13 protein-coding genes are annotated in these 12,038 nt (G+C 40.1%); 3 read left to right on the top strand and 10 right to left on the bottom strand.

The features are described from left to right. Positions 1-305: 305 nt before the first annotated feature. The 6 genes from GTH32_RS17640 to GTH32_RS17615 form a co-directional block, all read right to left on the bottom strand. Positions 306-1,277, bottom strand: a complete 972-nt coding sequence (locus GTH32_RS17640; RefSeq protein WP_203565545.1) for a hypothetical protein — start codon at positions 1,275-1,277, stop codon at positions 306-308. Positions 1,278-1,533: 256 nt separating this feature from the next. Beyond that, positions 1,534-1,833 carry an MGMT family protein gene (locus GTH32_RS17635; protein WP_163088245.1) on the bottom strand — a complete coding sequence of 100 codons (300 nt, stop codon included), beginning with the start codon at positions 1,831-1,833 and terminating at the stop codon, positions 1,534-1,536. A gap of 65 nt (positions 1,834-1,898) precedes the next feature. Beyond that, positions 1,899-3,338: a hypothetical protein gene (locus GTH32_RS17630; RefSeq protein WP_163088243.1), complete on the bottom strand. Its 1,440-nt coding sequence runs from the start codon at positions 3,336-3,338 to the stop codon at positions 1,899-1,901. Between the two features lie 134 nt (positions 3,339-3,472). Further along, a complete protein-coding gene (locus tag GTH32_RS17625) occupies positions 3,473-3,853 on the bottom strand; it encodes a DUF4160 domain-containing protein (protein ID WP_163088241.1) in 381 nt (126 codons plus the stop codon). 393 nt (positions 3,854-4,246) lie between these two features. Next, the gene (locus tag GTH32_RS17620; protein ID WP_163088239.1) at positions 4,247-4,510 is read right to left on the bottom strand and encodes a hypothetical protein; all 264 of its coding nucleotides are present in this window, start codon (positions 4,508-4,510) and stop codon (positions 4,247-4,249) included. A 107-nt stretch (positions 4,511-4,617) separates the two neighbouring features. Continuing rightward, positions 4,618-5,379, bottom strand: coding sequence for an HNH endonuclease family protein (locus tag GTH32_RS17615; protein WP_163088237.1), 762 nt, complete (start codon positions 5,377-5,379; stop codon positions 4,618-4,620). A 187-nt stretch (positions 5,380-5,566) separates the two neighbouring features. Here GTH32_RS17615 and GTH32_RS19395 point away from each other — a divergent pair, with 187 nt between their 5' ends. Next, complete coding sequence (locus tag GTH32_RS19395) at positions 5,567-6,235, top strand: hypothetical protein (protein ID WP_203565544.1); 669 nt, start codon at positions 5,567-5,569, stop codon at positions 6,233-6,235. Between the two features lie 441 nt (positions 6,236-6,676). Here GTH32_RS19395 and GTH32_RS19750 read toward each other — a convergent pair whose 3' ends face one another. After that, a complete protein-coding gene (locus GTH32_RS19750) occupies positions 6,677-6,943 on the bottom strand; it encodes a helix-turn-helix domain-containing protein (RefSeq protein WP_343033455.1) in 267 nt (88 codons plus the stop codon). A 72-nt stretch (positions 6,944-7,015) separates the two neighbouring features. Between GTH32_RS19750 and GTH32_RS17605 the strand changes: the two genes are divergently transcribed. After that, complete coding sequence (locus GTH32_RS17605) at positions 7,016-7,534, top strand: hypothetical protein (RefSeq protein WP_246223310.1); 519 nt, start codon at positions 7,016-7,018, stop codon at positions 7,532-7,534. Beyond that, positions 7,531-8,910 carry a DEAD/DEAH box helicase gene (locus tag GTH32_RS17600; RefSeq protein ID WP_163088235.1) on the top strand — a complete coding sequence of 460 codons (1,380 nt, stop codon included), beginning with the start codon at positions 7,531-7,533 and terminating at the stop codon, positions 8,908-8,910. The genes GTH32_RS17605 and GTH32_RS17600 overlap by 4 nt, the downstream gene beginning before the upstream one ends. A gap of 288 nt (positions 8,911-9,198) precedes the next feature. Here the strand turns inward: GTH32_RS17600 and GTH32_RS17595 are convergent, their stop codons facing one another. The 3 genes from GTH32_RS17595 to GTH32_RS17585 form a co-directional block, all read right to left on the bottom strand. Next, the gene (locus GTH32_RS17595; protein WP_163088233.1) at positions 9,199-10,353 is read right to left on the bottom strand and encodes a PIN domain-containing protein; all 1,155 of its coding nucleotides are present in this window, start codon (positions 10,351-10,353) and stop codon (positions 9,199-9,201) included. A gap of 286 nt (positions 10,354-10,639) precedes the next feature. Then, entirely contained in the window at positions 10,640-11,185 is a 546-nt protein-coding gene (locus GTH32_RS17590) for a hypothetical protein (RefSeq protein ID WP_163088231.1), read from the bottom strand. A 77-nt stretch (positions 11,186-11,262) separates the two neighbouring features. Then, positions 11,263-11,949, bottom strand: a complete 687-nt coding sequence (locus tag GTH32_RS17585) for a hypothetical protein (RefSeq protein ID WP_163088229.1) — start codon at positions 11,947-11,949, stop codon at positions 11,263-11,265. Positions 11,950-12,038 lie beyond the last annotated feature (89 nt).

Below are 12,038 nucleotides of genomic sequence, written 5' to 3'. Positions count from 1 at the left end.
TTATTATCTTCAATTGGGTATATTTCACCAGCTCAATATGAAACAGACTACTATGATAATTTAAACGAGTCAGGTAAAGTGGCCTGACTTAAACAAACTGGTCTCCGATGAACTCGGGGCGATTCAAAGAGCGATTAACATCGGTTGATAACAACTTTCACTATGACGGCTTGTTTAAGTTTGCTGCCGTTCAGACTCGCTAATTTTTAAGAATTTAACTATCTGCTTCAGACAAGGACGTTCAACGCCTCAATAATGGGCCAGCAGAAGGGAGGCCCGGCCGTAAGTTGACATTTATCAATTTGCTATACCTTTTCTCGATAGTCATCGTCTACTTCTTTAGCAATTTGCTCAAAATGCTTATGTTGTTCTCGAATATAAAAGAGGTAGATTCGAGCATCGCTATCACTCAGGTCAGACGCATTGTGACCCAAGTAATTCTCCAGTCTCGAAAGTGCATTATTATATTCATCTAGGTCATATTTTATGTATTCATTTAAATCTCCACGCTCCTGCAATGCATCTTCAAATTTTCTATAGGTCTTTTGTATGGAGTTCAGCATGGATAATGCGAATGTGACATTATTGCCATGAGGAGAGTGAATTCCCTCTGCAACTTTGCTAATGGTATAGTTCATGGACGAATGAAATATATCCGCAAGTAAATTGTCTTTGTATTTGTCACGGTTCACTTTATCTGCATCAGCCAGTTTTTCAGAAAGTATTTTATAGCTAGATTCAATGTCTTTTAATTGATCATCGATGATGGGGTATATTTCTATAACTATGAATTCATTGTTCCCCTTATCAAAGCTTCGCATTAAGGTAAACCCTTGTTTTCCGAGACTTATTCTTGAAATATAGTTGTAGTAAGTAGAGCCCTTTGTCTTATTCTTTGTGGGGTGACCAATCGATGCATTGCGCATTGATCGAATTTCCTTGAGGCGGTCGGTTAGTTGAAACTCAATTCCGAAAGCTTCTGATAAATGGCGCATTGCGTCTTGTTGAATAAACAAAGCTTGGAGAAGACCATACGTAAATATGTATTTCAGTCCATCGCTCGAAGGGTATTTCGCACTCAAGTAATCCTGCTGAGAATAGAGCGTGTCACCAATCGTATCTAATGAACAACAAATCTGGTTCCAGTTATCTGACTCTTTTAAAAGATCATTTTGGTAACGCGTAGTATTGATATAGCCTCTGACAGAATCCTCAAGTTCATAAATATTTGTTATTCTCTCTTCAATACTTCGAGTTAGTTCATCTATCTCTGGCAATGCTCAAAACTCCGTTTAGGTGTAGCAGCTTATTGTTGAGACTTCATAGTAACACCCGTTTCCCCTGAAAAACCATTATCTGTGTTTTCATAGGAAAGAATCTTAGACGTCCGGTTTACGTACTTTGAAGACCCACGAGTTAAGCTGACTGGCACCAAAAGACAAACAGCAGACGTTCAACGCTGAGTGAAGGGGCGGCTGTAAAGCCGTCCCGGCACGGAGTGCCCTTGCTTGCACGTCTTGTTATGAATTTGCCTCAAAACCTGACAATGCTCGCGCGTTTCATATCAACTACCCCATTATGCATTGGGACACCCTCATCTAATAGCTGCGACACTTGACCGTTCGGGTCGGCAAGTTTTCCGCTCTCAGGAATAACGCGATTAGTTAACAAGGCGTTAGTCGGCTCTGCGCTGACGGCAGCTTTAAGCATAGCGGTTACGGCCTGTGTACCCATGGGATTACCAAAGGCCCATAGCGCAATTTCCTTGTAAGTGGTCACCTTACCTGGAGGAACATCATTTTGTATTTTTATAAGTGTGTCTTCCCAGTTCATGCTCGATCTCTCAAAGATTCATAACATTTAAATGATGCGGCCCCTAAGAACAGCATATTTATTTTTTAGGTTCTTTTGCTTGCAGACGCTTTTTGATTTCCATCGACATACCATATGTCGGATGCTTTACCATGTTCTTTTATGAAGTCATTTCTTATTTTCTGCACCGCACCATATTTTTTACCAATCCCACCAACGTCGATAATTAGAAATACACCTAAATCAGTGTCATCAGCCTTTTTATAAATTTCTAATTGCTTTTCATATCCATGAACCAAACTACCGTTGTTGGATAATTTAACTTCGACCACTAATCTCGAATCGAACCCCTGAGAAAGCTTAAAGTCTACAGGTCCATTACCCGAATCTGCTTCCGGAGTTAAATCAATATTGTTAGCCTTGCAATAACTGTAAGCAACAGCAAAGAAAAGCCGTTGAGATGCTTTCTCCTTTCTAGGCTTCCCATTCTCATCCCAAAGCTCTTTCCATAGCCCCTTGTTCTCTATTAAATCTTGGAATTGGTTTAGTATTTTATTAACTACTTCTACAACTTCATCAGCGCTCAGCTTTCTATCGGCATAGCTAGAAAGGTCGTAGGGGTAGTCTCTCGGGATCTGGTTTAGTAATTCGGTCCAAAATGACTCACCATTTCTATCATTTTTAAAGTCATATGGCGTAGGTTCTACTTCACGAATCATATCCATTACTTGTTGGAACGCTTCTTTACTTCTGAGAGCAGCTTTTTTGAGTCTCTGCTTCTGCTTTTTGGTCATTGTTGCCCAGATTTCGCCGACATGATCATTTACCCGTTCTCTAAGTTCTTCATTTTCTCTGACAACGCTGGATATATCACTCCAATCAGAAGCAATTGGCAAATCACGTACTATATCATTTGGTACAAATATTAAAGGCTGATCTGAATACGGATTAACTACCAAGTTATAGTTATTGGTTCCGACTTTAAATTGTTTCGTCGGAATTTTTAGTGTTTTATTGACTCTGTCCGAGAATGAAATCAAGTCAGACAGAATAATGTTGGTTGTCATATCACTGATTCGATCAGGCCCAATACCTTCCTCGAATAAAGCTAAAGCCATAAATAGGTCTATATCATCCACGCCAAGCGCGACAATCTGAGAAGCAGTATCAAGTGTGCTAGAGATTAAATCCTTTCCAAAGCCTGAACCCTTTACGGTTGTGCCATACCCCAAACAAGTCCAGCTAATTTCTGAGAAACGGAAAAGTCTTTTTGCATTACGCCATGGAACATCATCTACAGCTTTAGATACGGACAAAAGCTTGATGATTTTTTCAAAGCGCTCCCTATATGATTGATAAGCCCCAGCACTAATCTCCTTATGAGCACTTCCTTTCAATAACAGTGGATCTATAAAGACCAATGTATCGGTATTCAGCAGCACGTTTACAACTCCAAGCTTGTCCAGAACGGCAACATCTACACCGAATTCACTCGAAATCGTGGCTGGATTTTTTATTTTTCCCATTTCCGAATCCTTGATTATTTGAGGGGCTGCGAGAACCTAACTTTAAGCTTTGGGGCGTAGGCACGGGGCTATAATCGCGAAGCGGCCCCGTGTTTGCGTCCCAGCGAACTACAGTGAGTGACAATAGCGTTTTGTTAGCAGTCATATGTTCCTACAGGGCAGTTTGTTGGTCTTGAGCTGTTCCATGCGGTCACTAGTTTTTCTTTATTCTTTGAATGCCACTTTTTAATATTTTTAAAATACTTTCTCAATCCGTTGTTTGGGTGAAGAGGAGATGCGTCCAACAAAGAGAAACTATTTTCTTCTTCGCCATACTTTACGTGAAAATGAGGTGGTGGGTGTTCTTTTGCGTATATATGAAAACTGTATCCACCGTTTCGGGCTATAAGCTGCTTTTTAATCGAGAATACTTCATGGATACCATCATTTTCCTCTTTGAGTTTGATGATAGGACCGCTATCTAAACTTTCTCCGAGTTCATCGATACACGAATCATTAAAATCTACGATGTACAATTTTATCCTCCTTGACTGCTAACATTTAAATGATGCGGACCCTAAGTACCGTATATTAATTTTTATCATACTGGGCTTGCTCCCGCGATCCCATGTTGTGGCTGCGCTGGCATCACAGTTAATATTTTGCGAACCTATTTATATGCGAACCATAGTTCGCATATAAATGAATCACTATTGGAATAGTACAGCTTTACGCCACCAAGTCATACACTTAGGCGTTCACAAAACTGGTTAGTGAGAAAATAAAGCGAATCGACGCTCAAAGCGGCACCCTGAGCGGCAGCAATACGTACGCGGCAGACCACCATTTCACAGAGTATCCTTTTGGCCCTTTAAAGAAATTCTGCGCTTTTGTCTTTAATATACCTATCAACGTTACTAAACATCGGTTTATTTACATTCAAGCTGTAGATGAGAATCTTTCTGCACATGTCCTCTTATTACAATAAGTATATCTTCCTCTAGCAAGACCATTTCATCAATGAGCTCTTCATCTGTAAACGCTGAAAACCTTGGGTCTCTCCGAACATCAATAAGAGGCTCTGTTCTTGAAACGAAACGTCTAAACGCCTCTGCTCCGTCTATATCAGAGGTATAAGCGAGGTAGGTGTCGGCAACAATAGTTTTTACTTTACCAGTGTATGTGCATTCCATGTCAAAAACCGATTTGTGATAGCGATACGGATAAATCTAACTGACTTTCTTCTATGACGTAACTGGACTAGCGCACAGATGTTCAATTTTGTGCATTGACTTTTCCGTCATACTTCATGGGCTAATCCTGTACAGGCTTTCTGCATTCTATTGATGACTCTTTTCTCGTTAGGTATAAGTAGAAGACCATATTTTTCGATGACGCCCATAAACCGCTCTATGTATTCACACCGGTAGGCATGATTTGGTGGTAACCACTCATCTAAACCTTTGGCACCTTTTTGTCGATTAAGCGATGCTTTGACTAATAAAAGGTTTTCAGAATCATTTGCAAATGTCTGACGTTTGTCGCGGGACCATTTATCGCCACCATGGCCATGTGCAAACTTGAGCGGAACAATGTGGTCAAGGTCAAGCGCGGTAGAATCGGTGAATATGTCGCCTGAATACGGGTCATACCATTCTCCGACGGCAACTTGACAACCTTTATCTGTTTTAAACTCGACAGGAATGTTAGATGTTGATATCAACGTTTCGTGACGCGTGTTCTGACAGTCACTATCATCATCAATCCAATGGGGCCAATCGGCTCTATCGTAGTCAGAGGTGAAGGATCTACCTTCCCTTTGCGCCTCCTTTTCAGCTTGTTGATATGCCGATGTTGCTTTGGGTAATCGGCCACCGCTTTCAAGGCAGGCTTCAATCGTACTAAACGCTTCAAAATTCTTGGTTCGATTATAGGATGCACTTGACGTGTCATGACATATGCCAAATGTGCTTTTCTTTACTTGAGCATAAACATCATTGGGTAACCCGCATGACAATATGGAGAAACTCAGCAGAAAGAGTATAAGTGTATTGCTATTCATAATTGCTTTTAAGCTTTAATAACTCCCAAATAATGCCAAGGATAGCGACTAGTATCACCTTTGAAAAGGATATATAACTCGCGTATCGTCCGCCGTTTATCGACGTCACGCATTCATATATACTTAAACTTGCTAAGACTGAATACACACTACGATTGCTTTCCAATCGAAATTTTGAATAGGATTTATGATGACTAGAACCGACTGGATTTTTAGTGGCGATGACCATAGCTTACATCAGGAATTTCCTGCTAAAGGCAGTGATATCAACCCAAGTGACAATACAAATCCGGCACAACTTATTATCGACTTTCCTAATTCTTTTAATGTTACCCAAGGGCACACTGGTGATGATGCATTTTCTCAATTGTCTGTCGATATTCCGGCAGATATCATGGATAGAATAGCCATTGCTTGGTGCAAAAAAAGAGGGCTGCACGGGGCGCTCGGAGGTCCAGTTGGCCTTGAGTTTGGCTCCGTAGATTGTGATTATGACGAGCACGCTTCCGAGAACCTCGAAGAGGATGCTGAGTTACTAGAAGTAGTAAAAGAAAGAGAAGGACAGCCTGAAATACAAGCCAACCTCAAGTTTGATAATATTTTCGATGTTGTTGCAAATACCAAAGAAGAAGCACAGCGTCTAAAAGAAGAGTCTGATAGGTCAATTATGAATAGGGACGCCAACGAGCCAAGTAGAGAGCGTTCGATGCTACCTACTACATCTAAAATAGCGGCCCTTCGTATTCTCGACCGTATTAGAGCAAATGGAAGTATGAATAATGAGTCATCGTTGCTGTCAGCAATCGAAGAGGCGTTATTAGCAAACGACATTATATCCTCTGATGAACATTTTTAGACTCAACCTTGGAGTTTGAAGATAAATAGGTTGCAGGAGTTAATTCACCAAGAGTATACGAAAATAGTCGACGGCTACTCGTTGAGACTAATATGCCCAAAAGAATACCAGCTAATTCGCTTGAACCTATTAGCAATAAAATTATTGAGCGATTAATTCAACAAAGAAAACTGATTTCAGAACACCCTTCGAAATGAAGCAACACTACCTCTAATGGGTAATCTATCGATGAAATAAGTAGTCTAATACGTGTTCTTTATCAATCGGTAACAAACCCTTTTCCAAATAGTCATCTAAGCACTTAATTCTGTAATAAGAGATTGCATACCTGCACGATGGATATGAACACAGAACTTCTATCAAACGTAAGCATACTGATTAGCTGTAGGGTAAGAAGTCAAAGCTACCGAGCTATGAAATGTTGATTGGTAGCAGGAACGTTCATGACTTCGAAGTTTTGTGATTCCTATTCATCGACTTCATTATGACTGAAAGCCCCTCTAGCGGGTCCACCTCAAGAATTTGGCACAACTCAATAAATTCCACGAGCTCTATTTTTCGTCTTGCTTGTTCAATCTTTCCTAAGATGGAATGATGCTTACCCCATTTTTCCGAGACATCTCGTAAAGAAAGAGATCGATCCTCACGATGTGCTTTTAACCACAGCCTAAGTTTGTCGTAATGAGGTGAATAAACTGATGTTTTCATTGTCTCGATGATAGAGACGAAGTAGACTGTCGCGAAATTCGAGACGAAGATTTTTATAAGAGACATACCTCAATGCCAAAGAAGCAGTATGACATTGATATACAGAGTTTTATTCGTTCAACATCATTGGAAACATTTACAGTTACAGATGTCACGAGACATCTTTTACAGATTCACGTAACGTTATTTGACAAAAAGAAAAACGCCACACAGTTCGTTTATCGCCACCTCAAAGCTCTGGAAAGACAAGGAGTTATAAAGACATTAACGACAAACAATCAAAAAGCCATCATTTTCTGTTGGTCAGACCATGAGAAAACCACTAATAAAGTGCAAAAACATCCCCCATTAGAAAGTAAAAGTTATGAGCACATCATAAGTAAACTGAAAGAAAAAATAAGGTCATACAAGGCTGAAATGTTAACAAGTATTGGTGAAACCGAAGCATATGCTGAATGGGTAAACGAAATGCCTGAATTAGCAGACGATATCAAGTCCCAATATCAACAAACGCGAGAGCTAGCAAAGGTGATGCTAGGAAAGGTAAAAGGCTTCGAACGCTTGCTAGCTCAGTATGAAGCACGTCTATGATTGAATTGAGAAGGTGGCAGCGAGAAGCTATCGAAGCTGCCCTAGAAAAATTTGAAGCTTCATACTCTCACTTTTTATGTCTAGCGACACCTGGTGCGGGTAAAACCGTTATGGCATCTGCACTCGCAGATATTCTAATAAAAACAGGCAAGGTTGATTTGGTATTGTGTTTCTCGCCATCAACTGTGGTTGCAAATGACTTTAAGGTTGAACTTGAAGCTATAACTAAGAGACGTTTCTGTGGTGGACTTGGTGCAAGTGGCTCATCACTCACTTATCAAAGTATGAGGTATCTAGATACTCAGTTTTGGACATTACTCGAAACCTTCAATGTATTTGTGATTCTTGATGAAATTCATCATTGCGCCGGTGACGATACTCAAAACGCAAATGCATGGGGAGAACAACTCATAATGAATATACAAGGAAAAGCACGCTACACGATGGCGTTAACTGGTACGCCATGGAGAAGTGACGCTATTCCTATTGCTTTGGCCAATTACGTGAACAGGGATAATAGATTATTGGTCGATTATCGATATGACTTAATTCAAGCGATAAAAGATGGCGTGTGCCGCTCGCCACATATCACTCTACTCGACAATGAGCTCATAAACGTTGCCGAAAATAAAAATAAGCGTTCTTTTACGTCGATTGCAGACTTTCTTCTAAAAAGCGGATTATCGTATTTCGAAATTATTACTCACAATGAGATAATCCGCGAGGTATTGAAGCATGGAATAATACAATTAAATAAAGAACGTCAGATTTCCCCAGATGCTGGAGGATTAATTGTCGCTGGATCAGTGTCTCATGCAGGACAAATTCAACTCTTATTGGCTGAGTTAGGCGAATCCAGTGAAGTTGTAACATATCAGGAAGATGATCCAGAAAGCCTCATTAGGCAATTTAAAAGAAGTTGTCAAAAATGGATTATATCAATTGGCATGATTAGCGAAGGAACCAACATACCTCGCTTAAGAGTTTGTTGTTATTTATCTCTGGTCACTACAGAGCTTTATTTCAGGCAGGTGTTAGGGCGGGTTTTAAGAAATCAATATGCACCTGTCGAGACTGGTTATCTAATTGTTCCCGCACATCCTCGTTTGCTCGAGTATTCAAAACGGATCGCCGAAGAAGTACCGCATTACGCTGTGATAAAATCATCAGGAGAAAACGAAAGTGATGACTTGTTTGACTGTAGAGTAGAAATGAGTAGACACACCCTATCCGGGTGCACGGAACGTGAAAAAGACGTACAACCACCGGGATGTGTTCAAGTTGAAATAAAGACTTCTCAAGGTTTGCTATCTTCATGGTATGACTCATCTATCGACTCATTCGGTCGCTTTCAACAAAAAGTTTTATCGTTATAAATTTACTCAACCACTGCTTTCTAAAAGCTTTTTTACTTTTTATTGTAAAGCTGGTAACTAAGCGCGAATTACGCTATAGATAAGTATAGTACTGAACGGTGTTCAACTGAACGGCCCCTGTGTACGTCCTTCAATCCGTCGTCCTGATGAAAATCAGGATCTGCTGCGTACGTAATGCAGACGGCCTATTTTCGAAGTTGCTCAATGGCAATTCTAAAGGTCGTGTTCAGACAAGGAGCGGACCTTTGCCGTAAGGTCTTTTAGTCATTGAGATAGTGTATTACTAACTCATTTTTTATTCTTCCCGCGCATATCTAATGATACAGGGGGTAAATTTTCAATTAGTTTCGTTTTCTTACCGTGCTCTATTTCCACATAGCCCATCGTATCTAACCTCACAAGGTTTTCTCTAACACCAGACCTGTTCCAATTAATAGCTTCAGCTATTACTCTTTCGCCCGGTAGCTCATCTCCTTTTTTAAAGTTTGTGGAAATATATTCTGATAAATCATAAAAAGAAGGAGAGCGTTGAACAACTTCGTAAAAGACAGGCTCGCTCTGTATGAGTTTTATTTCTTCGATGACATCTACACTGACTTTTTCAGATAAATAATTAGTCGCGTTATGAAGGAAACTTTCAGTACGATAAATCTGTATTTCCTGTCCCGTTTCATCATGAAACTCTTTGAACAATTCTGGTCGTGCGGATAACGTTCTTCCTGCTGATTTTAACCACCAATCCTCTTTAGTATCTTCGGTAATCAGAATGACAGGAGTTTTATGTTCTTTTGCATAAGCAATGATTTGCTTCCACATTATCAGGTCACCATACCTACGCTGCTGGCCAACCAAGTTTCTCTCATTTTCATTCTTGTGGGCATCTTCATAGCCGGGTGGGATTTTACTCTGATACCGAGCTTTACCTTCTTCAAAGAGCCTCTTCAAATCCTCACTAGCAAAGGGCTGACCGACTCTTTTCCCAATTATCTCGGTGATTTTCCCCTGTATCTCGTCATCATTCAGTCGTTTTATATGTGATTTCTTGGAATTTTCGAGATGCTCGTTCAGCTTTTCAAATAACTCTTCAACCTCTCTCAACAACCCCGGAGGTAAGAAAGGATGGCGATTTTTCTGGTTGAATGAATTATATAACTCATTGATATCATTCAATGTCGCGTCGTAGTTTTTAGATTGTTCATTAATTACAGAGGGTCGGTTCTGAAAGTATTCCAGAGCAGCTTGGTGGGGTAACCAAACACGTGAACTATGATTGTTTAGTAGATTAAGAAATGCATCACGGGCATCGTCAGAATATCGATAGAGATCAAGCAGAACATTTGCGTCTGGAATAATTTGACCATCCCGCCATATGGTTTCAACTGCTTTTTCGTTAGCTCGGTAATAGCCTTTAAATAACACTTCTAAATCAGCTTTATCTTCCATAACAATTCCTGAAAAACTTTGTATTCCAACCTAACAAGCACAAATAAAGAGTTTGTTTTCCGTAGGCAGGATATCACATCATTTATTGATATTGGGCGAGTTTATTAGAGCCCAGTTTTTCTTTGATGTCTTTACGCCTAACAGAGTCAAAGGCACCTTGAGACAAACAGCAGACCTTCAACATCTCACTAAGGGGCAATAACAGATAGGCTAAAATTAGGAACGAAGTTACACTGCCCTTGCGTTAGCGTCCCAGCAGCCGAAGCGCGAGCCTTGAGTGGCTTTTTCAGGTTTTGAGTTTATGAGTCTGAACAATTCCATTGCATACATACAGACAACTCCTGAATACATCCTCAGCGTTAATAAAGAACTCACTATTCAAAATAAGCTCTTTATGCCCACCACTGTAGTATTTTAATACGTAACCATCATGATGATCGTGAATAACCTCACCGTGAGCAAAGGCGTTTCTCCAAAGCATAAGCTTATTTAGATTAGCTTTTAAATCTCTAATAGAATCAGGTTCAAGGAGTTCAAACTTCTCTAGCATTCTTGTAAATGCCTTTCGCTTAAATGAAAAAGAGAAGTCTGATGTGCCAACTATTTCATTGATGAAATAGTCACGCTTCTGCTTGGATTCTTTAAACAAGAATTTGCTCATAGCATCAATAATTCGATCTTCGATCGTAATCATTGCCGCAAGTATTTCAGAACGGTTTCTCTCGATGACTGATAAATCTTTATCCACATTAGTTGGAAAACCAATAATCTTATCACCGCGGTCTATATCAAGCCGAAATGTAATCGCTTTGGGAAAGTTAAACTCTTTCATAAAAAAACTAAATTCCGCATTTGCGGCTGGTTGGGAGCGCAGCGGAAACCCAGTTATGTTCCCCCGACAAGCGCTTGTTAGGAGCCTCTAGCCAGCTCATGCCTAAATGCTGCATGAACACCATAAAAAAAACCACTCAAATAATCTAATGCTTCTTGAATTTTGCCTAGTGCATCGGCATCCATGTCATACGTTTCGATTAGTTCATCATTTTGACCGAACAATAAAACTAATTTTGCAGGCTTATCCTGATTTTCAAAAGCACCTTCAAATTTTGTCTTTTGAATCCGTGACTTTTTGGCATCCTGATGAGCGCTCCCGGATTTAGGATACCTAAAAAAAGTGCTTTTAGGATCAGTTCCACTGACCATGTCAATTTTGGATCTAATATCCGAAGGCATATCCCAACAAGTTGTTTCTGGGAGTGCTACTTTGCAATCCTCGTAAATCACCTCGAAGTATGAGTACAGGTCAGATAAGTTGTGGATATTGTCCATTGGTCGCCACTTATCTCGGACTCTAATTGCAGGCTTGTCTAAACTGAACCCATCTCCGAATCCAATAGAGTACTTCTTGTGAAGAATAAAAATCACTGACTTTAGGAATAACTCTATAGCATGTCGATGTAGATAACAAAGAGGTAGAACTCCATCCAAGGATGAAGCATGTGCTTTTAGAGTTTCAGCTGCATGTCTGAAATTACAGCCTGTAATACCCATGCCGCCGTCATAGTGATTTGATGGTGGAGTAATTAGATAGCTCATTTAGAACGGGGACTCCTTACAGCTTATTACTGGAGACTTCATAGTATCCTGTTTCCCATAAAAACCATATTCTGTGTTTTCATGGAACG

Origin of the sequence: Alteromonas profundi, from assembly GCF_010500865.1 — a bacterium.
In the GTDB taxonomy this organism is placed as follows: domain Bacteria; phylum Pseudomonadota; class Gammaproteobacteria; order Enterobacterales; family Alteromonadaceae; genus Alteromonas; species Alteromonas profundi.
Note: the sequence above shows the minus strand (reverse complement) of the source record. Positions and strands in the feature narration are given on the sequence as shown.

Coding starts and splice junctions, on each gene's coding strand:
- GTH32_RS17590 (WP_163088231.1), bottom strand. CDS start 11,185: ATGAAAGAGTTTAACTTTCCCAAAGCGATTACATTTCGGCTTGATATA.
- GTH32_RS19750 (WP_343033455.1), bottom strand. CDS start 6,943: ATGAAAACATCAGTTTATTCACCTCATTACGACAAACTTAGGCTGTGG.
- GTH32_RS17635 (WP_163088245.1), bottom strand. CDS start 1,833: ATGAACTGGGAAGACACACTTATAAAAATACAAAATGATGTTCCTCCA.
- GTH32_RS17605 (WP_246223310.1), top strand. CDS start 7,016: ATGCCAAAGAAGCAGTATGACATTGATATACAGAGTTTTATTCGTTCA.
- GTH32_RS19395 (WP_203565544.1), top strand. CDS start 5,567: ATGATGACTAGAACCGACTGGATTTTTAGTGGCGATGACCATAGCTTA.
- GTH32_RS17620 (WP_163088239.1), bottom strand. CDS start 4,510: ATGGAATGCACATACACTGGTAAAGTAAAAACTATTGTTGCCGACACC.
- GTH32_RS17585 (WP_163088229.1), bottom strand. CDS start 11,949: ATGAGCTATCTAATTACTCCACCATCAAATCACTATGACGGCGGCATG.
- GTH32_RS17600 (WP_163088235.1), top strand. CDS start 7,531: ATGATTGAATTGAGAAGGTGGCAGCGAGAAGCTATCGAAGCTGCCCTA.
- GTH32_RS17615 (WP_163088237.1), bottom strand. CDS start 5,379: ATGAATAGCAATACACTTATACTCTTTCTGCTGAGTTTCTCCATATTG.
- GTH32_RS17595 (WP_163088233.1), bottom strand. CDS start 10,353: ATGGAAGATAAAGCTGATTTAGAAGTGTTATTTAAAGGCTATTACCGA.
- GTH32_RS17630 (WP_163088243.1), bottom strand. CDS start 3,338: ATGGGAAAAATAAAAAATCCAGCCACGATTTCGAGTGAATTCGGTGTA.